Source organism: Sporosarcina trichiuri, from assembly GCF_030406775.1.
GTDB classification, from domain to species: Bacteria; Bacillota; Bacilli; order Bacillales_A; family Planococcaceae; genus Sporosarcina; species Sporosarcina trichiuri.
In genome coordinates, this window is record NZ_CP129119.1 from 1356539 (window position 1) to 1380548 (window position 24010).

24 protein-coding genes are annotated in these 24010 nt (G+C 55.7%); 1 reads left to right on the plus strand and 23 read right to left on the minus strand.

The genetic code is table 11. The features are described 5' to 3' along the window. Position 1: 1 nt before the first annotated feature. The 14 genes from QWT68_RS07200 to QWT68_RS07265 all read right to left on the minus strand — a co-directional run bounded on the left by QWT68_RS07200 (position 2) and on the right by QWT68_RS07265 (position 15605). Positions 2-334 carry a putative DNA-binding protein gene (locus tag QWT68_RS07200; RefSeq protein ID WP_040286886.1) on the minus strand — a complete coding sequence of 111 codons (333 nt, stop codon included), beginning with the start codon at positions 332-334 and terminating at the stop codon, positions 2-4. Between the two features lie 61 nt (positions 335-395). Next, the gene (ftsY, locus tag QWT68_RS07205; RefSeq protein WP_290150324.1) at positions 396-1415 is read right to left on the minus strand and encodes a signal recognition particle-docking protein FtsY; all 1020 of its coding nucleotides are present in this window, start codon (positions 1413-1415) and stop codon (positions 396-398) included. A 23-nt stretch (positions 1416-1438) separates the two neighbouring features. Next, on the minus strand, positions 1439-5002 hold the full coding sequence (gene smc / locus QWT68_RS07210; RefSeq protein ID WP_290150326.1) for a chromosome segregation protein SMC: 3564 nt from the start codon (positions 5000-5002) through the stop codon (positions 1439-1441). Between the two features lie 2 nt (positions 5003-5004). Then, complete coding sequence (rnc, locus tag QWT68_RS07215) at positions 5005-5772, minus strand: ribonuclease III (RefSeq protein WP_040286889.1); 768 nt, start codon at positions 5770-5772, stop codon at positions 5005-5007. Between the two features lie 125 nt (positions 5773-5897). After that, positions 5898-6134: an acyl carrier protein gene (locus QWT68_RS07220; RefSeq protein ID WP_040286890.1), complete on the minus strand. Its 237-nt coding sequence runs from the start codon at positions 6132-6134 to the stop codon at positions 5898-5900. 286 nt (positions 6135-6420) lie between these two features. Next, entirely contained in the window at positions 6421-7167 is a 747-nt protein-coding gene (gene fabG, locus QWT68_RS07225) for a 3-oxoacyl-[acyl-carrier-protein] reductase (protein WP_290150327.1), read from the minus strand. Next, on the minus strand, positions 7167-8108 hold the full coding sequence (gene fabD / locus QWT68_RS07230) for an ACP S-malonyltransferase (RefSeq protein ID WP_290150328.1): 942 nt from the start codon (positions 8106-8108) through the stop codon (positions 7167-7169). Before fabD ends, fabG begins: the two co-directional genes overlap by 1 nt. Then, positions 8108-9097 carry a phosphate acyltransferase PlsX gene (plsX, locus tag QWT68_RS07235; RefSeq protein ID WP_290150329.1) on the minus strand — a complete coding sequence of 330 codons (990 nt, stop codon included), beginning with the start codon at positions 9095-9097 and terminating at the stop codon, positions 8108-8110. The genes fabD and plsX overlap by 1 nt, the downstream gene beginning before the upstream one ends. Next, positions 9094-9672: a transcription factor FapR gene (gene fapR, locus QWT68_RS07240; RefSeq protein WP_040286894.1), complete on the minus strand. Its 579-nt coding sequence runs from the start codon at positions 9670-9672 to the stop codon at positions 9094-9096. Before fapR ends, plsX begins: the two co-directional genes overlap by 4 nt. A gap of 138 nt (positions 9673-9810) precedes the next feature. Continuing rightward, on the minus strand, positions 9811-11859 hold the full coding sequence (gene recG / locus QWT68_RS07245) for an ATP-dependent DNA helicase RecG (protein ID WP_290150331.1): 2049 nt from the start codon (positions 11857-11859) through the stop codon (positions 9811-9813). Then, positions 11840-12748, minus strand: a complete 909-nt coding sequence (sdaAA, locus tag QWT68_RS07250) for an L-serine ammonia-lyase, iron-sulfur-dependent, subunit alpha (protein ID WP_040286896.1) — start codon at positions 12746-12748, stop codon at positions 11840-11842. The genes recG and sdaAA overlap by 20 nt, the downstream gene beginning before the upstream one ends. A 14-nt stretch (positions 12749-12762) precedes the next feature. Next, positions 12763-13425, minus strand: coding sequence for an L-serine ammonia-lyase, iron-sulfur-dependent subunit beta (gene sdaAB, locus QWT68_RS07255; RefSeq protein WP_290150332.1), 663 nt, complete (start codon positions 13423-13425; stop codon positions 12763-12765). Positions 13426-13560: 135 nt separating this feature from the next. Next, on the minus strand, positions 13561-15225 hold the full coding sequence (locus QWT68_RS07260) for a DAK2 domain-containing protein (protein ID WP_290150333.1): 1665 nt from the start codon (positions 15223-15225) through the stop codon (positions 13561-13563). A gap of 17 nt (positions 15226-15242) precedes the next feature. After that, positions 15243-15605 (minus strand): Asp23/Gls24 family envelope stress response protein, encoded by a 363-nt coding sequence (locus QWT68_RS07265; RefSeq protein ID WP_040286899.1) that lies wholly within the window; start codon positions 15603-15605, stop codon positions 15243-15245. A 204-nt stretch (positions 15606-15809) separates the two neighbouring features. Between QWT68_RS07265 and rpmB the strand changes: the two genes are divergently transcribed. After that, positions 15810-15998, plus strand: coding sequence for a 50S ribosomal protein L28 (rpmB, locus tag QWT68_RS07270; RefSeq protein WP_082023348.1), 189 nt, complete (start codon positions 15810-15812; stop codon positions 15996-15998). Between the two features lie 34 nt (positions 15999-16032). Here rpmB and spoVM read toward each other — a convergent pair whose 3' ends face one another. The 9 genes from spoVM to def are packed head-to-tail and all read right to left on the minus strand — an operon-like array spanning position 16033 to position 23998. Further along, a complete protein-coding gene (gene spoVM / locus QWT68_RS07275; protein ID WP_290150335.1) occupies positions 16033-16191 on the minus strand; it encodes a stage V sporulation protein SpoVM in 159 nt (52 codons plus the stop codon). 13 nt (positions 16192-16204) lie between these two features. Continuing rightward, a complete protein-coding gene (locus QWT68_RS07280) occupies positions 16205-16858 on the minus strand; it encodes a thiamine diphosphokinase (RefSeq protein WP_290150336.1) in 654 nt (217 codons plus the stop codon). Further along, positions 16855-17523 carry a ribulose-phosphate 3-epimerase gene (gene rpe, locus QWT68_RS07285; protein WP_040286901.1) on the minus strand — a complete coding sequence of 223 codons (669 nt, stop codon included), beginning with the start codon at positions 17521-17523 and terminating at the stop codon, positions 16855-16857. Before rpe ends, QWT68_RS07280 begins: the two co-directional genes overlap by 4 nt. Before the next feature lie 4 nt (positions 17524-17527). Next, on the minus strand, positions 17528-18409 hold the full coding sequence (gene rsgA / locus QWT68_RS07290; protein ID WP_040286902.1) for a ribosome small subunit-dependent GTPase A: 882 nt from the start codon (positions 18407-18409) through the stop codon (positions 17528-17530). A gap of 14 nt (positions 18410-18423) precedes the next feature. Beyond that, positions 18424-20406 (minus strand): Stk1 family PASTA domain-containing Ser/Thr kinase, encoded by a 1983-nt coding sequence (gene pknB, locus QWT68_RS07295; protein ID WP_290150338.1) that lies wholly within the window; start codon positions 20404-20406, stop codon positions 18424-18426. Continuing rightward, the gene (locus QWT68_RS07300) at positions 20403-21161 is read right to left on the minus strand and encodes a Stp1/IreP family PP2C-type Ser/Thr phosphatase (protein ID WP_040286904.1); all 759 of its coding nucleotides are present in this window, start codon (positions 21159-21161) and stop codon (positions 20403-20405) included. Before QWT68_RS07300 ends, pknB begins: the two co-directional genes overlap by 4 nt. Positions 21162-21187: 26 nt before the next feature. Next, the gene (gene rsmB, locus QWT68_RS07305) at positions 21188-22546 is read right to left on the minus strand and encodes a 16S rRNA (cytosine(967)-C(5))-methyltransferase RsmB (protein ID WP_290150340.1); all 1359 of its coding nucleotides are present in this window, start codon (positions 22544-22546) and stop codon (positions 21188-21190) included. After that, positions 22543-23484, minus strand: coding sequence for a methionyl-tRNA formyltransferase (gene fmt / locus QWT68_RS07310; RefSeq protein ID WP_290150341.1), 942 nt, complete (start codon positions 23482-23484; stop codon positions 22543-22545). The genes rsmB and fmt overlap by 4 nt, the downstream gene beginning before the upstream one ends. Further along, entirely contained in the window at positions 23477-23998 is a 522-nt protein-coding gene (gene def, locus QWT68_RS07315; protein ID WP_052461796.1) for a peptide deformylase, read from the minus strand. The genes fmt and def overlap by 8 nt, the downstream gene beginning before the upstream one ends. Between the last annotated feature and the right edge of the window lie 12 nt (positions 23999-24010).

Below are 24010 nucleotides of genomic sequence, written 5' to 3' on the forward strand. Positions count from 1 at the left end.
CCTAGTCGTGCTCTTTTATTTGCCGCAGCAGGCCGGCCGCTTCCTCAGTCATTGACCGGTTTGCGGCGAGATGCTGTTCAAGCTGTTCGATCATCAACGCCCTCTGCTGGTACTTGCCGAACAGCATGAGTTTGGCTTCGTAGTCTTCCAGCATCGCTTCCGTCCTGCGCACATTATCGTAGACCGCCTGTCTCGACACATTGTACTCTTCGGCAATCTCACCGAGGGACAGGTCGTCGAGATAATACAATTCCATGTAAATGCGCTGTTTGTCCGTCAACAGCGATTGATAGAAATCAAAGAGGAAATTGACGCGGGTCGTTTTCTCAAGCATCGGAACTCCTCCTCATATCTCCCTTAATAGTAGCCGCTGCCGGAATCGCTGTCAAGGGGATTTACTTGTCTCCACTTTCTTCAGCAGATTCCTCTTCGGCTTCCAGTTCCAGACCGTCCGCGAACAGGCCGTATACATACTTTTCCGGCTCGAACGGCTGCAGATCATCGATGCCTTCGCCGAGACCGACGAATTTCACAGGGATGTTCAGCTTGCTGCGGATCGCAAGGACGATTCCGCCTTTTGCCGTGCCATCCAACTTGGTCAGCACGATACCTGTGACATCGGTCGCTTCCTTGAAGGTTTCCGCCTGGATAAGTGCATTCTGTCCGGTTGTCGCGTCAAGTGCCAGCAGGACTTCATGGGGGGCCCCCTCGATCTCCCTGCCGATGACACGGTGGACTTTCTGCAATTCGTTCATCAGGTTCACTTTGTTCTGCAGCCGGCCCGCTGTATCGCAGATCAGGACATCGACACCGCGTTTCTTCGCCGCGTTCACGGCATCGTACATGACGGCGGCCGGATCGGATCCTTCTGACTGGCGGATGACTTCGACACCTGCCCGCTCGCCCCAGACGACGAGCTGATCGATCGCCCCTGCCCGGAATGTATCCCCGGCTGCAAGCATGACCGTTTTGCCTTCCGCCTGCAGGCGGGATGCCAGCTTCCCAATCGTCGTCGTCTTGCCGACTCCGTTGACGCCGACCATGAGGATGACGGTGATTCCGTCTTCCTGTATGTTGAGTGCATTGCTGTCTTCACCCTGTGCATTGTAAATATCGACAAGTTTCTCCGAGATGACTGTCTGGATGCCGGCTGTGTCTTTGATGTTCTTGCGCTTGACTTCCATTTTCAGCTGATCGATCAGTTCCATGACCGTCTCGAAGCCGACATCCGCCTGCAGAAGCACTTCCTCCAGTTCTTCGAAGAATTCCTCGTCCACTTCCCTGAAACGGGCTACGAGGTCATTCACTTTGGATGTGAATGAGTCCCGCGTCTTGCTCAGGCCGTCCTTGAACTTTCCGGTGACGGCTTCGTTCGTGCCTGTTATTTTTTCTTTCATTTTCTTGAAGAATGACATAATGCCTACATTCCTTTCCCCTGTTAGGTTGTCTGCAGGGCAGCTTCCGGCACGTCAGACATTTTGACTGACAGCAGCCTGGATACGCCGGATTCCTGCATGGTGATGCCGTACAGGACATCCGCCCCTTCCATCGTTCCCTTCCGGTGGGTGATGACGATGAACTGCGTGTCCTCTGAAAACTTCTTCAAGTACCGGCTGTACCGGATGACATTCGCTTCATCCAGTGCGGCTTCAACTTCATCCAATATACAGAACGGCACCGGGCGGACTTCGATGATTGCAAACAATAACGTGATCGCGGTCAGCGCCCGCTCGCCGCCGGACAGAAGGCTGAGGTTCTGGCGCTTCTTCCCCGGAGGGCGTGCAATGATATCGATGCCCGTTTCGAGCATATTGCCGGGATCCGTCAGCACAAGGTCGGCTTCCCCGCCGCCGAACATTTCCTTGAAGACTGTCCGGAAACGCTGCTGGACGGCATTGAATGTCGAGGTGAAGCGGGTCTTCATCTCCGTATCCATCTCCGACATCGCCTCTTCCAGCGTCGTCTTCGCCTCGAGCAGATCATTGCGCTGTTCGGTCAAGAACGTGTGCCGCTCCAGCACTTCCCTGTATTCTTCCACAGCCCCCGGGTTGACCGGCCCGAGGGAAGCGATCTCCTGTTTCAGCCGTTCGACACGCCTGCGGGTTTCCGTTTCGTCGAAACCTTCCAGCACCTCGAAGTCCGGATACAGCCCGTACTCTTCCAGCAGCCGGCCGCCAAGGGATTCCAGTTTCACTTCGCTTCTGGAATATTGCACGTGAAGCCGGTTCAGCTCCGCAGCCAGCTGTGCCAGCCGGTCCGCTTCCTTCTTCAGGAGCAGTTCTCTCTCCCCGACTTCCCCGCTGATCCGGTCGCGTTCTTCCTTTTTGGCCAGAAGATCCGATTTCAATGATTCGACAGCAGCTGCCGTTTCGGTGATTTTTCGTTCGATTTCTTCAGGCGACAGCATTTCGCCCTGCTCTTGGCCGGACAGGAAACGGTTCTCCTCTTCAAGACGGCGAAGCCTGGTTTCCGACGCCTCAAGTTCGCGGCCGGCGTCTTCTGCAAGCGCGGCCTTGTGGGCCGCCTGCTCACGCAGTACCGCCGTCTGTTCACGGAGTTCACTGTACCGTTCTCGCAGGACCTGTTCTTCCGTACGGCGGTCAGCCGCCAGACGCTCAAGGGATGCGACAGCTCTCTGGATCTCCTGCTGCTCGCGTTTCAGGAGCTGCTGCTGACGTTCGAGATCCGACCGTTTTGTGAGCAGTGTGCTCGCTGTGTCCTTCGCACCTGCGCGGTCCCGTTCGAACATCTGGTACTGGGCTTCGGCCGTACGCAGCTCATATGAGGTTTCACGGAGCGCAGCATCGATTTCTTCTGCAGCCGATTTCAGCTCCGCGAGCCTGCGGTCGGCGGCAGTCACTGTCTGCAGACTGCCGGCAGTGGCGAATTTGATGTCTCTCGCCTTCTGTTCAGCCGCTTCCACGGATTCGTTCAGCTTTGCGAGCTGTCCGGTCAGGGTTTCCAATTCCGCCTTCCGGGAGAATACGGTCGACTGGCCTTTCGAGCCGCCGCCAGTCAGGGAACCGCCGGCATTGACGACATCGCCGTCCAGCGTGACGATCCGGTACCGGTAGCCGGCGAGCTTGGCGATTTCGGAAGCGCCGGTCAATGTATCCGCCACGATTGTCGCACCGAGCAGGTTCGCGATCACGTTCTTGTATTTCGGATCGGCGCCGGTAAGCTGTTCGGCTGTGCCGATGAAGCTCCCATGGTGTCTGACCTTCGCAAGTACATCATTTGGGACATACCTTGCCTTCATGACATCGAGCGGCAGGAATGTCGCCCGCCCGGAGTTCTTCTTCTTCAGGTACTGGATCGCTGTCCGCGCAGCCGGTTCAGCAGTTGCGATGATATGCTGCATGGCGCCGCCGAGTGCCGTCTCCACTGCCTTCAGATGTTTCCTGTCGACGTTGATGAGTTCTGCGACCGCCCCCTCGATGCCCTGGAGTGTGTCCGACTGTTTCGCAAGCAGCACTTCCTTGACACCGGAATAGAAGCCTGAAAAATCGGCTTCCATGCTTTTCAGCGCACGCAGCCGCCCCTGCAGTTCGTACCGCTTATTCACAGCCTGCTGCTGGAGTTTCTGCGTTTCTGCGAGTCGCTGCTCGCTCTGCTTCAGGTTCTGTCTGGCTTCTTCAGATTGGGCAGTGACTTTCTTCGATTCATCCCTCATCCGCCGGAGTGTTTCCGACTGTTCTTCTTTCCGCTTCTGCAGATCTGTGATTCTGGTGCGAAGCTCAAGCGTCTGTTCGTCCGATTTTTCGGAGGAATGCTGTTCGCCTGCCAGCCGCTCCTCGATATGTTTCAGTTCGTTGCGCACGGTCGCTTCTTTGTTCAGCACTTCGATATAGGAGGATTTCAGGTTTTCAATTTCCTGCTCCGTTTCTGCAAGGGACCGCTTCAATTTCTTGGATATGGACGCCATCTCTTCGGTTTTTTCCGACAGCTGCCCGTTCGTCGTTTCGGTTTCATGGAGCAGCTCCGATTTTCTTGCTTCCAGCTGTTCCAAGGACCGGCGGACAGTCTTGAGTTCTTCCGCAAGACGCACCGAGCGTTCTTTTGCATTCCGCTGTTTCTCGATCGACAGCAGCCGCCGCCCTTCCCATTTCTCGGCTTCGGCGCTCGCCGTGACAAGCTGTTCCTGCAGGGCGCCGACAGCTGTGTCGAGGGCAGCCAGCATGGCTTTTGCGTCTGCAGTCTCCTGTTCCACGGCTGAGACTGTCTTTTCAAGGCGAGTACGGATTCCCCTCTTTTCATCCGATGCCGAACGGTTCTCCTGCAGTTCGGTTCGGAGTGCATGGGCTTCCGCATTCATCAGCCGGACATCCGCCTCCCGCAAATCGGAAGCCAGCGTCCGATGGCGTTCAGCCGCGCGCGCATTCTCGGCAAGCGGCTCCATCCGGTCATCGAGTTCTTTGAGGATATCAAGGATGCGGTCGAGATTGTCGTCCGTTTCAATCAGCTTGAATTCCGCTTTTTTCTTGCGCATGCGGTATTTCAGGACACCTGCCGCTTCGTCGAAGATACTCCGCCTGTCTTCGGGACGGCTGTTGAGGATTTCATCGACCCGCCCCTGGGAGATGATGGAGAACGCTTCTTTGCCTAATCCGGAGTCCACGAAGACGTCATTGATGTCCTTCAGGCGGCACACTTGTCCGTTCAGCTGGAAGGAGCTCTCCCCGGAACGGAACACACGCCGGCTGACGCTGATTTCCGTATAGTCGAGCGGAAACAGGCCTGTCGAGTTGTCCAGGATCAAGGTCACTTCCGCAAAATTCAGCGCTTTTCGGGAGTCACTGCCTGCAAAAATGACGTCCTGCATCTTGGCACCGCGCAGTGATTTCGCGGATTGCTCACCGAGCACCCACCGGATCGCATCGATGACATTGCTCTTCCCGCTGCCGTTCGGGCCTACGACAGCCGTGACGCCCGGAACAAAATCGATGGATACTTTATCGGCAAAGGATTTGAATCCGATGATTTCCAGTCGTTTTAAAAACACGTTCAGCTCTCCTCTTTTGTATGCTCTTCCAATAGCTGCTGGATTGCCTGGCGCGCTGCTTCCTGTTCTGCTTCTTTCTTGGAACGGCCGATACCCTCACCGAGCTTCGTGTCACCGAGCTCCACATACGTTAGAAACTTTTTCGCATGTGCAGGACCTGATTCTTCCACAATCCGGTAATGCAGCTGCCCATGATTGGTCTGCTGGACGATTTCCTGCAGCCGGCTTTTGTAATCCATCACATGCGAAAAAGCTCCAAGCCCTATCTTCGGGAACACGATCCCTTCGAGGAAGTCAGTAGCTACATCGAACCCCTGATCCAGGTAGAGCGCACCGACGAATGCTTCGAACACATCGGCAAGAAGCGCAGGCCGGGTCCGTCCGCCGGTCAGTTCCTCGCCTTTGCCGAGGAGGATATAGTCGCCGAAGTTCAGTTCGGTACTGAACGTGACGAGCGAAGGTTCGCAGACGATGGCGGCACGCAGTTTGGTCAGCTCCCCTTCACTTTTTCCAGGTTCGGTCGCATACAGATACTGCGACACGGCAAGCTCCAGTACGGCATCCCCCAGGAATTCGAGCCGCTCGTTATCGGTAAAACGTTTGCTGCGGTGCTCATTCACATATGAAGAGTGAGTGAACGCATTATACAGCAGGGACACATTCGTGAATCGGATGTCCAGCCGTTCCTGCAGCTCATCGAATTTCCTGCGCACGGAACCCGGAAGAACAGCCTTCGATGTCTTGCCTGTCGGTTTCTTATTAGTCGTCATTCAGTCAACCTGCCTTTCTTTGCACATACCTCTCTATTCTACCTTGTCGCAACGCGCAGTGCAAAATGGAAAAGAGACGCCTCCGCACTTTCCGGGGAAAGGACGAAAGAGTCTCTATGCTGCGATCATTTAGTTTTTTCTTCGATATAAGAGACAGCATCTCCGACTGTGCCGATTTTCTCAGCGTCATCATCGGAAATTTCCATGTCGAATTCATCTTCCAATTCCATTACGAGCTCAACAACATCCAAAGAGTCAGCGCCGAGATCATCACGGAAAGAAGCTTCAGGTTTCACTTCGCTCTCGTCAACCCCCAAACGGTCAACAACAACCTTCGTCACGCGATCCAATACTGTAGACAATATAACTCACCTCCTTTCAAGGCTATAAAGCGCAGGCGGGCTGGTAGAGGCGACAGGCGCTGGAGGAATTGAAGAACAGGACGCTTATTGTCCTGTTTTCAATTCCGAAGCGACCCCGAGCCTCTGCCCGCCGGAGCTGGATTACACATAAAGCGCAGGCGGGCGCCTAGGTCGACAGGCGCTGGAGGGGCTGAACCACAAGACGCTCTCTGCCTTGTGTTCAGCACCGAAGCGACCCCGAGCCCTGCCCGCCGGAGCTGGCGTGATCAAAAAGCGCAGGGACAGCTTACATCACCATGCCGCCATCCACATTCAATACCTGACCAGTAATATAGGACGCATCATCGGACAGCAGGAAGGCGGCGGCTCTCGCCACATCCTCCGGCTTGCCGAGACTGCCGAGCGGAATGCTGCCGAGCAGCCCGTCTTTGACATCGTCACCGAGTGCATCCGTCATGTCGGTTGTGATGAATCCAGGTGCAACGGCGTTCACGGTGATCCCGCGGGCCGCGAGTTCCTTGGCCGTCGTTTTTGTCAGTCCGATCACACCCGCTTTTGCGGCTACATAGTTCGCCTGTCCTGCATTGCCGGCAATGCCGACAACCGACGCCATGTTGACGATGCGTCCGGCGCGCTGTTTCATCATCTGGCGGGAGACCGCTTTCGTGCAGAGGAAGACGCCTTTCAAATTCGTATCGAGCACTGCATCCCACTCGTCCTCTTTCATGCGCATCAGGAGATTGTCCTTAGTGATTCCCGCGTTATTGACGAGAAGATCGATCGAGCCGAATGTTTCGAGCGTTTCAGCTATCAGCGCTTTCACGCTGTCCGGGTCTGTGACGTCCGCCTGGACAGCGATCGCCCGTCCGCCGTCCGCCTCGATCGCCGATACGACTTCATCAGCACGTTCCTTGCTGCCGCTGTAGTTGACCGTTACGCTCGCACCTTCACGTGCCAGCAGCAGCGCGATCTCCCGGCCAATGCCGCGCGAGGCTCCTGTGACGACAGCCGTTTTACCTGTGAACCTCTCCATCAGTCCCACTCCTTTGCCGCTTCGATGACAGCCGCCAGTGTCTCTTCGTCATACACCGGCCAGACGGATACCGACCGGTCGATCTTGCGGACCAGCCCGCTCAGCACTTTGCCGGGACCGCATTCGATGAATTTGGTTACGCCGGCATCTATCATTGTGCGTACGGACTCCTCCCAGCGCACCGGGGAAGACAGCTGTTCGATCAGCAGCCGTTTCACTTCACTGCTGTCCGTCACCGGCTCCGCCGTCACATTTGCGATGACAGGAACAGCCGCGTCGTGCAGGTCTGTGTTTTCGAGCACTTCCCCGAGCTTCCCTGCTGCGGGACGCATGAGTTCGGAATGGAACGGCCCGCTGACATCGAGCATCAGCGCACGTTTCGCACCGGCTTCCTTCAGACGGGTGCAGGCCGCGTCCACGCCTTCCTTCGTGCCAGAGATGACAATCTGCCCCGGACAGTTCAAATTCGCCGGCTGGACGAGTTTCCCTTCCGCACTGACGGCATCCGTCACACCGGTCAGCGTCTCCTGATCGAGGCCCAGGATTGCTGCCATCGCGCCTTCTCCCGCCGGCATCGCTTCATTCATGAACAGGCCGCGTTTATGTACGATCCGCACGGCGTCTTCGAACGTCAGGGCACCCGAGGCATACAATGCTGTGTACTCGCCCAGGCTGTGTCCTGCCGTATAGTCAGGACGGATCCCCGCCTGGATCAGACGGTCTGCTGCCATCGCGCCGACCGTCAGGAGTGCAGGCTGTGCATTATACGTTACCGTCAATTCTTCCTGAGGCCCCTCTTCCATCAGTCTGCTCAGCGGGAACCCGAGCATTGAGTCTGCTGTCTCGAAAAATTGCCGCCCGCTCTCGTCCGCAGCCAATTCCGTTCCCATCCCGACTTTCTGGGACCCTTGTCCGGGAAATAAGAATGCTAGTTTCGTCATCATGCTTCCTCCTCGACAATCGTTTCGCGTATTGTATCAGTCACACGGTGTTCAGCCATCGTGCGTGCCTGCCGTATTGCGTTTTTCAAAGCATTGGCATTGGATGAGCCATGCGCTTTGATGACCGGTGAGTTCAGGCCGAACAATCCGGCACCACCGTATTCTGTATAGTCCATCTGGTGCTTTAATCCCCGCAGCTCATCTTTGACGAGAGCTGCCGAGATCTTGGATTTCAATGAAGACGCGAACACGTCCTTCAGCATCGAAAACAGCCCGGCCGCAGTGCCCTCGATCGTCTTCAGCACCATATTACCGGTGAATCCGTCCGTCACGGCGACATCTGCCGTGCCTGTCAGGAGATCACGCGCTTCGACGTTGCCGACAAAATTCAAAGGGGCCATCTTCAATTCCTCGAACGCGGCCTTTGTCAGGTCGTTCCCTTTTCCTTCTTCCGTTCCTATGTTCAGCAGGCCGACACGCGGGTTCCGGATTCCCCGGACTTTCTCCGCGTAAATACTGCCCATGATCGCGTACTGCACGAGGTGGGATGGCTTTGCTTCGGCATTGGCACCGACGTCCAGCAGGACAAACCCTTCTCCGCCAAGCGTCGGAAGGGTCGGTGCCAATGCGGGACGTTCGATCCCTTGGATGCGGCCGACGATGAACAGGCCTGCCGCCATCAAAGCGCCAGTATTGCCTGCGGAGACACAGGCGTCCGCCCTGCCTTCTTTCACCGCTTCCGCCATCTTGACCATGGAGGCATCTTTCTTCCTCCGCACGGCGCGTACCGGCTCATCGTCCGGTCCGATCACTTCGCTGCAGTGTGTGACCGTCAGCCGGTCATGGTCTTCCAGGTACGGAGCCATCTTCTCCCGGTCCCCGAAAAGTTCAATATGTATATCCTCGTAGTCTTTCAGGCTCTGCAGTGCCCCTGCGATAATTTCCTCAGGGGCATTATCACCGCCCATTGCATCTACAGCTATTCTCATTTGGCATCCTCCTTGTCCGCCGCGGTCGAACGGTACATCTGAAATTCCCCGCTGAATACAGTCTCTTCCCCGACAGTGGAATCGACGTCGACAACGGCCCGGCTGCCGCTGCGGCTCCGGACTGCCGCCCGCGCGATGACCCGGTCGCCCGCTTTCACCGGCTTGACGAAATGGAGAACAGATTTCGCGGTAAGTGCCAGCTCATCGTCCAGCACGGCGACTGCCAGGGAATTGGCCTGTGCGAACAGATGATGACCGCGTGCGATACCGCTTTTCTGGAATACATGCGCAGCCGTGATATCCAAGATCGATATCGCTCTGCTGTCCAGTTCGATATCGATGATCTCCCCGATGACCTCGTCCTGTTCCAGCGCCTTCACTTTCCCGGCAATCGTTTCGGCTGCCGCCGACCGGAGACGTTCCCGCAGTTCCGGGATCCCGCACTCCAGCCGGTCCAGCCGGATGGTCTGGACACTGACGCTGAAATGCTGTGCAATCTCTTCATCCGTCAGGAAGGGGGTTGTTTCAAGCAGCTGCTGAAGCTCCTGCTGACGGTCCTTTTTCTGTAAACGCAACGTCGCCTTCCCCTTCCTGATTAGCACTTGGTAATAGTAACAGTATATAAAGTAAAAAAAAAGAATGCAAGAGCGGTCTGCTCTTTCGCATTCTTCCTGCTTGTAAAGCTGACCGCGAACGGGGAAACACACCTGCACTCAGTCGATACGCTCACTCTCAAGCACTCCGGATTCCTCCACCGTTCTCCGTAAGCCGGCGTAATCGGCATCGTTCCAGAATTCATCGGTCGCAAGCAGCCGTTCGGCATCCTGTCTTGCTGTTTCCAGCGCCCGATAATCGTGGACGAGATCGGCCATCTTGAATTCCGGCAGGCCGCTCTGTTTCTTGCCGAAGAAATCACCGGAACCCCGGAGCTCCAGGTCTTTTTCCGCAAGCAGGAATCCGTCGTTCGTCTCGGCCATTGTCATCATCCGCTCTTTTCCCTCTTCCGTCTTCGGGTCCGCGAGCAGCACGCAGTAGGACTGGTCCGCACCGCGTCCGACACGTCCGCGGAGCTGATGGAGCTGAGCAAGACCGAAACGGGTCGCATCGTAAATGAGCATGAATGTCGCATTCGGTACATTCACGCCGACTTCGACGACTGTCGTCGAGACGAGGCAGTCGATCTTCCCCTCGCTGAAATCCCGCATGATCTGTTCTTTTTCATCGGCATGCAGCCGGCCATGCATGAGTCCGACAGTATAACGGCCTGCAAAATAAGCCGAAAGCTGCCCGAATACGTCGACCGCATTCTGTACGTCCAGTGTGTCGGATTCTTCGATTAGCGGGCAGATTACGTATGCCTGCCGCCCTGCCTGCAGTTCCTTCTCCATCCGCCGCAGCACGGGTGACAGTGACTCTTCTTTCAGCCAGTGGGTCTCGATCTCCTTGCGGCCTGCCGGCATTTCGTCGAGCAGGGAGACATCCATTTCTCCGAAGGCCGTGATGGCCAGCGTCCTCGGGATCGGTGTCGCTGTCATGAACAGCACATCAGGATGCTCCCCTTTGTCACGCAGGATGCGGCGCTGTTCGACACCGAATCTGTGCTGTTCATCCGTGATGACAAGTCCGAGTTTCCTGAAATCGACGTCCGGCTGGATGAGCGCATGGGTGCCGATCAGAAGATCCACTTCACCTGCCGCCAATCGTCCGAGGATGTCACGACGCGCCTTCCCTTTTGTCGAACCTGTCAGGAAAGCGACAGAGACACCCGCGGGTTCCAGCCAGCCGGCTAAAGTCTCCGCATGCTGTTCCGCCAATATTTCGGTCGGCGCCATCAGGGCCCCCTGGTAGCCTGCAGTGATGGCCGCATACAGTGTGATGGCAGCAACGACCGTCTTTCCGGACCCGACATCGCCCTGAAGCAGCCGGTTCATGCGGAGCGGGCTTTTCAATTCCGCGCACAGTTCATTGACGACCCGCTTCTGGGCGCCTGTCAGTTCAAACGGCAGCGTGGCGATGAACTGCTTGAGTTTCTCGATATCGTATCCGATCGGCGTCCCTTTCCCGGCGGCTTTCCGCACTTTTTTCAAGGCGGCCATCTTCAGCTGGAAATGGAGGAGCTCTTCGTAGACAACGCGCCTTCGGGCATGTTTCACATCATCAGGCGCGGTCGGGAAATGCACCATCTCGAGCGTCTCAGCGAGCGTCGGCAGCTTGTAGGCCGTAAGCAGGGAGGCGGGCAGCGTTTCGGGCATGCTGCCTTCGATCTCGTCGAGCGCCAGGCGCATCCACCGCCTGAATGTCGGCTGCTTGACGACACCTTTCAGACTGTACACCGGTTCAAAATCAGCCTGTCCGATTTTCGGACCATCCTTGAAATTGCTGACATTGATGAGCTGCCGGCCGCGGTCCCATTTCCCGGTGACCGTAATGATCTGTCCCGGATTCAGCCTCTCTTTCAGGTAATGCTGGTTGAAGAAGACCGCTTTCACCAGATGCGGTCCGACCAGCAGCTGGATCTGCAGCCGTGATTTCCTGCTGCCGGTAAAGAGGACGGATGGAACACTCTCCACCCGTCCTTCTATCGTGAGCCGTTCCCCGTGAGGCGTTTCAGCCAGATCTTTCAGCCTGAAATCCTCATGCCGGTAAGGGAATGTCAGCACCAGCTGTTCGATTGTTTCGATCCCGAGCGAAGCCAGCTGTTCACCGGCCGTCTTCCCGATCCCTTTCAGTGAAGTGACAGGATCACTTAGTGACTGTGTCACGGGCTTCCTTGTCCTTCCCGAAAATCTCGGCTTCCAGCGCTTTTCCTGTCGGTGTTGCAGCCAGACCGCCTTTTGCCGTTTCGCGGAGGGCGGATGGCATGGACTGGCCGATCTTATGCATCGCTTCAATGACTTCGTCCGTCGGGATCACACTGACGACGCCTGCGAGCGCCATATCCGCACCGACGAGCGCTTTGGCTGCCCCCATCGCATTCCTCTTCACACACGGCACTTCGACGAGCCCTGCGACAGGGTCACAGACGAGACCGAGCATGTTCTTCATGACGATCGAGAAGGCTTCCGCGCTCTGCTGCGGCGTGCCGCCCGCCATTTCGACAATCGCTGCGGCCGCCATGGACGCAGCTGAACCCGTCTCTGCCTGGCATCCTCCTGCAGCGCCGGAGATCGACGCATTGTTCGCGACGATGAAGCCGAACGCCCCTGTCGTGAACAAATAGTTCACCATCTGCTCATGCGTCGGATTCAGCTTATTCTTCACTGCGAACAGAGTGCCCGGCACAATCCCTGCCGCGCCGGCAGTCGGGGTTGCACAGATCATGCCCATCGCTGCATTGACTTCATTCGTCGCGACAGCCTTGCTGACCGCATCGAGCAGCAGTTCACCTGAGAGGGCCTTGCCGGTTTTCATATACTCCTGAATAAGTACAGCATCCCCGCCGGTGAGCCCCGACTTGGAATGGACGCCTTTCAGCCCTTCTTCGACCGAACTTTCCATGACTGCCAGGTTGTTCTCCATCTGAGCGAAAATCTCTTCACGTGAACGGCGTGTCAGGAGCATCTCCTGCCGGATCATGATCTCCGAGATCGGCTGCTGTTCCTTCTCAGCAACTTCCACCAATTCCTTCACTGTTGAAAACAAAATATCCATAGTTGTCCGCCTCCTCAGTTTGCCAATGTCGAAACTTGTGTGACGTTCGGAAGAGCACGCAGCTGCTCGATCAGCTCATCGGTCACGACCTGATCGACTTCGATGACCATCAGCGCCATCTTCCCTTTCTCTTTTCTGCCGACTTCCATATGTGCGATATTCATATCCTGGGCGGCAATAGCGTTCGAGACATTTGCGATGACACCTGCACGGTCATCATGGACGACGAGAAGCGCCGGGAAATGACCTGACAGCCGCAGTGTGAAACCATTCAGCTCAACGACTTCCATTGTGCCGCCGCCGATTGAGATGCCGACCAGTTCCATGACACCTTCGTCATCGCCGATCACAAGCTTTGCGGTGTTCGGATGATCCGCCTCTTCCTCTTCTGCGATGAATTCAAAGGACATGCCGAGTTCCTCCGCATCGTCGAAAGCTGTCCGGATGCGTTCGTCGAATGTATCATATCCGAGCAGGCCGCCGATGATCGCTACGTCCGTTCCATGCCCTTTGTAGGTTTCGGCGAACGATCCATACAGATGGATACGCGCCCAATCCGGCTGCCTGCCGAACAGATCGCGTGCAACTAGTCCGATCCTGGCAGCACCTGCTGTATGGGATGATGACGGACCGATCATGACAGGACCGATGATTTCAAATACGGATCTATATTTCAACGAAAACTCCCCCTTTTTACACATCTTCCTAGTTTCCATTCTACACGAAAAACGGCCGGATAACAAAAATCACGAACGTCTATGCCCATAGGAAAAGCGCCTCCAGCAAGGCTGGGACGCTTTTGTCGTTTTACATCATTCCACTGAAAGGATATATGGGTACAATGGCTGCCTGCCGCTGTACAGCTCGATCTCCACGTTGGAGGACTGCCCTTCGATGTAGGCGGCCATCTCTTCCGCTTCCTTCTCCGACACGTCTTCCCCATAGATGATCGTGACAATTTCGTCATCTTCAGTAATCAGTTCACCGATCAGGGCTTTCATCGTCGTTTCAAGTGACGGTGTCGCAATCGTGATCTTACCGTCCGCAATCGCCATATAATCGTCCTTATGGATCGAGACATTGTCGATTGTCGTGTCGCGCACTGCGGTCGTCACCTGACCGGTCTTCACACTTGCCGCTGCTGCTGTCATCGTTTTGGCATTCGCGGAGACCTGCGCTTCCGGATTGAATGCCAGGATTGCCGCCAGCCCTTCAGGGACCGTCTTTGTCGGCACGACTGCCGCCTCGATGCCCGCAAGTTCCGCTGCCTGCTCGGCTGCCAGGATTATGTTTTTGTTGTTCGGCAGGATCAGGACCCGCTCAGCGCCGACTTCCCGGATCGCCTTCACGATGTCCTCCGTCGACGGATTCATCGTCTGGCCGCCTTCGATGACATAGGAAGCCCCGATGCTCCTGAGCAATTCAGCGATTCCGCTGCCCAAGGCGACGGTCACGATGGCATACGGATGCTTCGCAGCAGGCTCCTTGCCCGCATTTCCGGACGCCGGGCTGCCGACGATATCCATATGCTGCTGGCGCATGTTTTCGATCTTGATGTTGATGAGGGAACCGAACGTCTGACCGTATGACAGTGCGTCACCCGGGTCTTCCGTATGGATATGTACTTTTGCGATCTCCTCATCGGAAATGACCAGCAGCGAATCACCGAGTTCGCTCAGCTGCTGCCTGAACTGGGTTTCATCGAACGGATGGTCTTTCGTCTTGTCCTCTTCGAACCGGACCATGAATTCCGTACAGTAGCCATACTGGATATCCGCCGTGTCCATGAATCCCTGGACGCTGCGGTGATGCTCTGCACTGACAAGTTCATCCATCGACAGGACAACTGTACGCTCCGGCAGTTCCTCCCCTTTCAGCGAAGCGAGGAATCCTTCGTACACATAGACGAGCCCCTGGCCGCCGCTGTCGACAACGCCGACTTCCTTCAGGACAGGGAGCAGATCCGGTGTCCGTTTCAGCGATTGTTTCGCTTCAGCGACTGTCGCCTCCATCACTTGGATCAGGTCATCGCTTTCCGCAGCTGTTTCCACAGCTTGCTGTGCCGCCTCACGGGCAACTGTCAGGATCGTGCCCTCGACAGGTTTCATGACCGCTTTATAGGCTGTTTCCACGCCATACTTAAGAGCAGCGGCAAATTCACCCGCTGTCAGGGTCTCCTTATCTTCGACCGCTTTCCCGAATCCTCTGAACAGCTGAGACAGGATGACACCTGAGTTGCCCCGCGCGCCCATCAGCAGTCCTTTCGACAGCGCCTGTGATGTCCTGCCGAGGTGCCCGGAGCTGTTCGCCGCCGTCTCTTTCGCCCCGGAGGTCATCGACAAATTCATATTCGTCCCTGTATCGCCATCCGGCACCGGGAATACGTTTAAAGAATCTACATAATCTGCATTCTGTTTGAGGTGATGTGCACCCATCTGCACCATTTCCGCAAACTTCTGTCCATCGATCGACTTCATTGAACTGTGTTCCTCCTTCACAGGTTCGTTACACGAACGCCCTGTACGTAAATATTGACGGCACCAATCGTCAATCCGAGTATTTTTTTCAGTGTATACTGCACTTTGGATTGCACCTGGTAGGCAACTTCCGTGATTTTCGTCCCGTATCCGACAATAATGTACAGATCGATCTGCATATCGGCCCCTGCGTTTCTTACGATGACGCCCCTGCTGAAATTCTCTTTGCGCAATATTTCAGTAAGCCCGTCCCGAATCTGGTGCTTGGACGCCATGCCGACAACACCATAACATTCGACTGTAGCTTCACCGGTGACCCGGGCGATCACATCATTCGTTATATCAATCTTGCCATAATCGTTTTCCAATTGAATTGACATGCCACGATCCCTCCTGCATCCAGTTTCACTGTCATCATTGTACTATATCACCCCTTATAAGAAAAGAAAGCAAGCGTTTTCTTTGTCGTGTAAAGGAATACTACTTGAAAGAACAGTGAAAAAAGCTTGCAAGCCTCTTGTGGATATGATAAATTGTTCTAGTATGCGAATTATATTAATCATCATTCGCGAGGAGGTTATAAAATGGCTAAAGAATGTGTAATTACAGGTCGCAAAGCACGCTCGGGGAATAACCGTTCCCACGCAATGAACTCCAGCAAACGTACTTGGGGTGCAAACCTTCAAAAAGTCCGTATTCTTGTAAATGGCAAGCCGAAGCGTGTATGGGTTTCTGCCCGCGCACTCAAATCAGGTAAAGTTCAGCGTGTATAATAGACCGCAACGTAAAGAAAACGCCAGGCTGTGGTCAGCCCGGCGTTTTTTCGTTGCGTTTTTTCCGTTTCTTCGTTGAAGCGGCAGCTGGTTTCGTCTTCGCTTTCGCTGTTTCCTCTTTCGAGAACACCACCATGCACTTCCGTACAATTCCGCTGACAAACTTAGGCAATGTAAATGTATAAATCCGCAAGTTCCCACTCCTTTCAGGAATCTGAGCTCCTTACCATTAAACATATGCCCGTGCGGAATGAGATAGTACAGGACGGTCCGAGTATTTCATTGCTCGTGAAGCGCGTGTCACCGAAATGCATCGTTTCGCCGGTCACTTCATATTTCACACCCCGCAGTGTCAGCCCTTCGACGGTTTCGGTCAGCGGGAAGAATGACAGATAGGGATAGGCTGCATTGCGGTTGGCTTCCGAAGAGCCGGCATGCAGAATCCTCATTTCGTTCTGCCGGTTGGCCAGCAGCAGTTCTGTCCCTGTCTGCAGGGCTGCATACCGTCCGAGCAGCTGGATGGCCGAAAACATGTGATCCAGACGGCCGCCGGTCACGCCTGTGATGATCACACGGCCGGGATCCATTTGGAGAGCCGTCTGCAGTGCCAGCTCCGTATCCGTCTCGTTCTTCTCTGCGGGCCAGCGGTCGACCGGGCAGCCCGACGCTTCGATTGCCGCAAACTCCTCAGCTGTCACTGAATCGAAATCCCCGATAGCCGCCGCCGGCGTGATCCCCGCCTTAAGCAGATGGACAGCTCCCCTGTCCGCTCCGATGAAACAGGCATCCTCTTCTGCAAAAGGAGCCAGAGGAATCAGTTCATCCTCCGGCCCTCCTGCACATATGATGATCGTCTTCACTTGCCGAGTGCCCGCTCGCCAGCTTCGCGGATATCGCGGATGGCCGCTGCGCGGTCTTCCTTATTGTAGATGGCGGACCCTGCAACGAAGACAGTAGCTCCCGCTTCCGCACAGACACCGATCGTTTCAGGTGTAATACCGCCATCGATCTCGATGTCTACGGACAGGCCGCGTTCTTTCAGCATATCGGACAACTGCTTCACTTTCGGTACGACAGACGGGATGAACTTCTGCCCGCCGAATCCCGGATTGACGGTCATGAACAGCACCAGGTCGATATCTTCCAGAATATGCTGTATCGTTTCCACCGGGGTATGGGGATTCAGCACGACGCCCGGCTTCACACCGAACGACCGGATAAGCTGGACGGTGCGGTGCAGATGACGGCACGCTTCCACATGGACGGTGATATAATCGGCGCCCGCTTTTGCGAACTGTTCGATATATCGGTCCGGTTCCTCGATCATCAGATGGACATCGAGCGGCAGGTCCGTCACCGGACGGATCGCCTCGACGATCAGCGGGCCGATCGTGATGTTCGGGACGAAATGACCGTCCATTACATCGACATGGATCCAGTCCGCGCCTCCCCGCTCCACTTCTTTGATCTCTTCTCCTAATTTCGCGAAATCCGCTGATAGGATTGACGGTGCCAGTTTGATCATTCTATTAATACCTCGGCTTTCTGTCCATGATTTCCTGCAGGAACTGCAGGTAGTTATCGTAGCGGCTCTGCAGGATCTGACCGGATCCCACCTGCCGCTTCACTTCACAGGAAGGCTCTTTCAAATGCAGACAGCCTCTGAATTTGCACTGCTCGGACGCGGCCGCGATTTCCGGGAAACAGCTGCCCAGCTCCTCTTTTTCCATCGTGTCGAACTCGAGTGAGCTGAAGCCCGGCGTATCCGCAACAAGACCGCCTGCCACTTCATGCAGTTCAACATGACGGGTCGTATGCTTACCGCGCCCGAGGGATTCCGAAATCACCCCTGTCTCGAGCAGCAGCTCCGGCAGCAGCGTATTCAGCAGCGTCGATTTCCCGACACCCGACTGGCCGGCAAGAACCGCTGTCTTCCCTTTCAAATAAGGGTTGAGGAGGTCAAGGATTTCCGGATCGCCGATTGACGTCATAAGGACCGGATAGCCGATGGATCTGTAGTAGCCGGCCCACTGTTCTGCAGTTTCCAATTCCGCAGCCGCAGCTTTGTCCTTCTTGGTCAGGCAGATGATGGGCTCGATTCCGTGCGATTCGACAAGCACGAGAAACCGGTCCAGCAGTCCGGGACTGAACGCCGGCTCGACGATGGAAACAGCCAGCAGCGCGATGTCCACATTGGAAACAGGGGGGCGCACCAGTTCATTCTTTCTCGGGTGGATTTCGGTGATTGTGGCGTCTTCTCCGCCTTCTTGCACATAGGTCACCCAATCGCCGACGAGCGGGGTGATTTTCCGTTTCCGGAATACGCCGCGTCCCCGGGAACGGACCGTGGCCCCTTCATCGTTCACGTAATAAAAACCGCTGAGCGCTTTTCGAATTTGTCCTTCCGGCATCCTATCCCTCTTTCTTATTGAATGTCTTTGTAATCGAATGTCTTTTCATCCACTACAGTGGAACCTCTCATCACTTTGTAGCCGCCCCGCTGGCCTTCTTCCAGCTCGACGGTGATCTGTTTTTCGGTGTCTTCCGTGATGTCAAACTTCTCTGCAGGGTCCGTCATTGAATGGGACCTGTCCTGGATATAAATGCGGACGGTCTGCGGCTCCCTTTTGTCCTCGTCTTCCCCGTCTTCATCCGACCCATCCGGAGCAGCCTCTTCATACGGGATCTTGATGCGTTTCACGTACAGCTTGACAGGTTTCTGTGCAGGACCCTTCGAGACGATGACATCGACTTTCGCTCCGATCGGCAGGGACTGCCCCGCTGCAGGATCCTGGCTCAGGACCTGTCCTTCCGGGATGCTGTCGGAATGCGTGCGCTTTTTCACGGTGATGTTGAAGCCGGATGATTTTGCATAGGCATTGAGCTGATCATCGGTGTAGCCGGTGAGGCTCTCCAATGTAACGAGCTCAGGCCCTTTGCTTATGGTGAAGACGACATCCGTCTCGCTCGGTACGACTTCCGTATCCGGCTCAGGATCCTGACTCAGGATCGTCCCTTCCGGTTTGTCGTCGTACACTTCTTCGGCCTCCACGGAACGGAAATCATACGTTTCCAGCCGCTCTTTGACGGACTTGTATTCACGTCCGGAATAGTCACTGAAGGTCATTGTCTCCTTGCCGGTGCTGACATACAGTTTCACAGCGCTCCCTTTGTCCCGTTCCTTGCCCGCTTCCGGGATTGTCCGGAAAACTTCACCCGCTTCGTACTCTTCAGAAGGCTGCTCGACTGCTTTGCCGTCGACAACCAGACCATTTTCTTCGAGCAGGGCGATTGCATCAGCTTCCGTCTTGCCAAGGACATCCGGTACGGTCGCCTGCTGATCGAATACGCCCGTCAGATACAGAATCGCTCCGGCTGCAATCAGCAGCAGGAACACGGCGACCAGCCAAGGCCACTTTTTCCGCTTCTTTTTCAAAGGATCCGTTTTCGGCTGCTTCGGTGCAGGTTTCACAGGATCGAGCTTCACTGTCTCTTCCGGATCGATCAGCTGCGGCACATCTTTGATGACTGGCAGGGCCCGGGTCTCATCCTCATCAAAGGGCAGCGTGAATTTCGCTTCGCGCGCGCGCGACGGACTCAGGGATGTCTGCAAATCTTCATACATGGCATCTGCGGATACGTATCGGTGGCGCGGATCCTTCGCCGTCGCCTTCAGGATGATATTCTCCACGCTCTGCGGGATTTCCGGGTGTTCCGCACGGACGGATGGAGTTTCTTCCTGAAGATGCTTCAATGCGACTGCCACGGCGGATTCCGCGGAAAACGGCAGCTTTCCGGTCAGCAGCTCGTAGAAAACGATGCCAAGTGAATAGATATCGGACTTCTTCGTCGCCATGCCTCCCCGTGCCTGTTCCGGCGAAAGATAGTGGACCGTACCGAGGACGGAGTTCGTTTTCGTGTGCGACGTCGCTGTCAGCGCCATGGCGATACCAAAGTCGGTGATCTTCACATTCCCGTCTTCGTCCATCAAGATGTTCTGCGGTTTGACATCACGGTGGATAATGCCGTTATGGTGTGCATTTGAAATCGCGGCTGTCAGCTGCAGCATGATCGGAATCGCCTTTTCGGGCGAAAGCGGGCCCTGCTCGAGTATGTAGCGCTTCAGCGTCATGCCTTTGACATATTCCATTACAAGATAATGGAGTTCTCCCTCTTCACCCACGTCAAAAATATTGACGATGTTCGGGTGGGTTAGACTTGTCGCGGACAGCGCCTCCCGCTGGAAACGGCGTTTCAGCTCTTCTTCGTGCGCAAATTCATAATTAAGTACTTTGATGGCGACGTCACGGTCAAGGATAAGGTCATGCGCCAGGTAGACTTTCGACATGCCCCCTTCGCCGATCGTGCCGATGATATCGTAGCGGTCCCCGATCCGATTACCGATCATATAGCATCCGCTCCCTGTTCAGGGAGTGTGAGCAGGATCGCTGTGATATTATCCTCTCCGCCCCGTTCATTCGCAAGATCGATCAGCTTCGTTACTTTGCTGTCCACCGTACCATCCGCTTCGATCAGTTCCCGCATCGTTCCTTCATCGACTTTGTTGCTCAGCCCGTCCGTACACATGAGCAGACAGTCGCCATACTCAAATGGGACGTGATAGAAATCAGGCCGGATGCTGCGTTCGGAACCGACAGCTCTCATGATCCAATTTCGCTGAGGATGGACTTCCGCCTCAGCTTCCGTAATTTCACCGCTTGCGAGCAGCTCATTGACGTAGGAATGATCTTTTGTGATCTGTGTGATCGTATTAGCGCGGATTTTATAGACACGGCTGTCCCCCACATGTGCGATGTAGCAGTTTCCGCCCTGGAAGACGGCTGCTTCCAGTGTCGTCCCCATCCCTTCATGTTCCGCAGATGATTGCGCTTTCTCATAAATGAGCCGGTTGACGTCCCGCACACAGTCATCCAGCCAGGCTGTCCATTTCTCGGCATGCCCGGGAGTATGGCCGCGGAGTCCGCTGAAAAGTTCCCCCATCAGCCTGACCGCCATTGCACTCGCTACATCACCGCTCCGATGGCCGCCCATCCCGTCTGCTATGACGGCGAGTACGGTTCCGTCATCAAGTTCAAATACAGCAGCCTGATCTTCATTGAACGTACGTTTCCTGCCTATGTCCGTCCGAACACTGAACAGCATATCGTTTCCCCCAATCATTTCTGACTTTACTGCTCAAGCTCCGGCTTCACGATGGCCGCTGCGAAGAAGCCGTCGCTCCCGAAGTGGTGCGGCATCACTTGCAGCATGCCATTCGGTGTTGAAAGACCGGCCTCCCGGAAAAATTCCGGCACTTCCTTTTCAGCTTCCGGATGCCGTTCGAGGAAATGTAGGACAACGCCGTCATTCTCGGTTTTATCCACCGTGCATGTACTGTAGACAATCTTGCCTCCCGGTTTAACGAGTGTCCATGCCGTCTCCAGCAGTTCCGCCTGGATTTCGGCAAGCGATTCGACGTCCTGTTCCGTCTTGTTGTACTTGATTTCCGGTTTGCGACGGATGACACCGAGACCGCTGCACGGTGCATCGACGAGGATTCGGTCGAACGATTCCGCTTCATACACATCCCTGAGTTCCCGGCTGTCGCCGCTCGATGTCCAGATCGATTTCAGTCCGAGCCGGTCCGCGTTCTGTTCGATCAGTTCAAGCTTATGCTCATGCAGGTCATGTGCATGGACTTCACCGGTATCCGCCAGATGCTCTGCGATCTGAGTCGTCTTGCCGCCTGGTGCCGCACACATATCGAGCACTTTCATGCCCGGCTGCACATCCAGTGCGTAGACCGGCAGCATGGAGCTTTCGTCCTGCACGGTCAGCCAGCCTTTCGTGTACGTATACGTATTAGCGACATTGCCGCTATGGCAGTAGATCGCCTCAGGGACCACTTTGCCGATTTCGGCTTTCGCCCCTTCGCTCTTCAGCTGATGGAGCGCTTTCTCCACTGTCGTGTGAACCGTGTTGACACGCGCTGTATTGACCGGCGGGATGTTGTTCGCTTCCGCCATCCGCTGGGTCTCTTCCATGCCGTACTGGTCGATCCATCTGCGGATCAGCCATTCAGGATGGCTCGTTGCAAGGGCAAGCCGTTTCGTCTCGTCGGGAATATCATCAATCGAGCGGACGCCCTGCCGCAAGACGGAACGGAGCACACCGTTGACCAGGCTCGCCGTGCCTTTATGACCGCGCCGCTTCGCAATTTCGACGGCTTCGTTGACGGCCGCGTGGGGCGGAATCTTCGTCAGGTACACAATCTGATACAGCGACAGGCGCAGCAGCTCACGCACCCAGTCATCAAGCTTCCCTTTGATGAACGGCTCGAGATAGTAATCGAGCGTCAGTCTGCGCTGCAGTGTGCCGTACGCCAAATTCGTCAGGAGCCCTTTGTCCTGGTCTTTGATACCATACGTTTCGAACGTCCTCGTCAGCAGAAGGTTGCTGTAGGCCTGATTGCGGCTCACTTCGAGGAGGATCGAGAGGGCAGCGTCACGGACATTCCCTTTCCAGATCGTCTTCTTCTTTGCCGTCATACGAAACGCTCCCCTTTTTTCCAGTCGTTTCCGGAACCGTTCAGGAAGACCGATGCCGTCATCCGCTTCTTGCCGGCAGGCTGGAGCTCCGTGATGGCGACGGAATTTCCGTCGCCGGCCCGGACGATGATCCGGTCTTTCTGGATATCCGTGATGTCACCGGCAGCTCCGTCCGCTGAACCTTCGGCCATTTCGGTTTTCCAGATCTTCACGGTTTCCCCGCGGAAGGTCGTGAAGGCTGTCGGCCATGGCGACAGGCCGCGCACTTGGTTATGGATATCCCGCGCGCGCCGGTTCCAGTCGATCCGTTCCTGTTCGCGGCTGATATTGCGGGCGAATGTCACGAGCGTCTCGTCTTGCGGGATCCGTTCGTTCGTCCCTTCCAATATGGAGGGCAGCGTCTCCTTCAGCAGCTGTTCACCGGCAGCCGAAAGCTTGCCGAACATGCTGCCGGTATCATCAGTCTCCGTGATCGGCACTTTCACTTGTGAGATCATGTCCCCGGCATCGAGCTTCTGCACCATGTACATGATCGTCACGCCGGTCTCTTCACAGCCGTCCATGACGGCCTGGTGGATCGGCGCACCGCCGCGGTAGGCCGGCAGCAGTGAGGCGTGCACGTTGATGCAGCCGAGTTTCGGGGCATCCAGCAAATCGTTCGGCAGAAGCTGGCCGAAAGCGGCTGTGACGATGAGATCCGGCTCAAGTGCGATGATCTCTGCAAGTTCCGCTGATCCTTTCAGCTTTTCAGGCTGGATGACAGGCAGTCCGAGACGCAGCGCCTCCGCTTTCACAGGCGGCGGGGTCAGGACACGCTTGCGTCCGACGGGCCGGTCCGGCTGCGTTACGACTGCTGCAATCTCGTGGCCTTCTTCGTGGAGCATACGCAGGATGGGCACTGAAAAATCAGGCGTGCCCATGAACACGAGTCTACTCATTTTCCGTCACGTCCTCTCCTAACGCCGCCAGCGTTTCATCCGGTTCGTCGAATTCCGAAGCATCGACAATGCGGCTGATTTTCGTATTGAACAGGATGCCGTCCAAGTGATCGATCTCGTGCATGATCGCCCGGGCTTCATAGCCTTCCGCCTCGAGTTCATACAGGGAGCCGTCCCGTTCCTGTGCTTCCACCCGCACGAAGAACGGCCGCTTCACTTCTCCATACAGATCCGGGAAGCTCAGGCATCCTTCAAGATCGGTGTCTTCCCCGCCCACTGCGGTGATGACAGGATTGATGAGCTCGATCGGCGGATCCCCTTCGCCGATATCGACGATGGCCGCCCTGATCGACTGTCCGACCTGGGGCGCTGCGATGCCGACACCGTCTGATGCGATCATCGTTTCCATCATGTCATCGAGCAGTTTGTGCAGCTTGCGGTCGAACTTCACGACTTCCGCTGTTTTCGTTTCAAGTATTTTGTCAGGGTATTTCACGATTTCCAGTACAGTCAAACGAATTCCTCT

Bases quoted from the DNA above. Each gene is read 5' to 3' on its own strand.
- fmt (WP_290150341.1), bottom strand. From the start codon at position 23,484: ATGAGTAGACTCGTGTTCATGGGCACGCCTGATTTTTCAGTGCCCATC.
- QWT68_RS07200 (WP_040286886.1), bottom strand. From the start codon at position 334: ATGCTTGAGAAAACGACCCGCGTCAATTTCCTCTTTGATTTCTATCAA.
- rsgA (WP_040286902.1), bottom strand. From the start codon at position 18,409: ATGCCGGAAGGACAAATTCGAAAAGCGCTCAGCGGTTTTTATTACGTG.
- ftsY (WP_290150324.1), bottom strand. From the start codon at position 1,415: ATGTCATTCTTCAAGAAAATGAAAGAAAAAATAACAGGCACGAACGAA.
- sdaAA (WP_040286896.1), bottom strand. From the start codon at position 12,748: ATGGATATTTTGTTTTCAACAGTGAAGGAATTGGTGGAAGTTGCTGAG.
- QWT68_RS07300 (WP_040286904.1), bottom strand. From the start codon at position 21,161: ATGCTGTTCAGTGTTCGGACGGACATAGGCAGGAAACGTACGTTCAAT.
- rnc (WP_040286889.1), bottom strand. From the start codon at position 5,772: ATGACGACTAATAAGAAACCGACAGGCAAGACATCGAAGGCTGTTCTT.
- pknB (WP_290150338.1), bottom strand. From the start codon at position 20,406: ATGATCGGTAATCGGATCGGGGACCGCTACGATATCATCGGCACGATC.
- fabG (WP_290150327.1), bottom strand. From the start codon at position 7,167: ATGGAGAGGTTCACAGGTAAAACGGCTGTCGTCACAGGAGCCTCGCGC.
- fabD (WP_290150328.1), bottom strand. From the start codon at position 8,108: ATGACGAAACTAGCATTCTTATTTCCCGGACAAGGGTCCCAGAAAGTC.
- rpmB (WP_082023348.1), top strand. From the start codon at position 15,810: ATGGCTAAAGAATGTGTAATTACAGGTCGCAAAGCACGCTCGGGGAAT.
- rsmB (WP_290150340.1), bottom strand. From the start codon at position 22,546: ATGACGGCAAAGAAGAAGACGATCTGGAAAGGGAATGTCCGTGACGCT.
- QWT68_RS07260 (WP_290150333.1), bottom strand. From the start codon at position 15,225: ATGAAGTCGATCGATGGACAGAAGTTTGCGGAAATGGTGCAGATGGGT.
- QWT68_RS07265 (WP_040286899.1), bottom strand. From the start codon at position 15,605: ATGTCAATTCAATTGGAAAACGATTATGGCAAGATTGATATAACGAAT.
- plsX (WP_290150329.1), bottom strand. From the start codon at position 9,097: ATGAGAATAGCTGTAGATGCAATGGGCGGTGATAATGCCCCTGAGGAA.
- rpe (WP_040286901.1), bottom strand. From the start codon at position 17,523: ATGATCAAACTGGCACCGTCAATCCTATCAGCGGATTTCGCGAAATTA.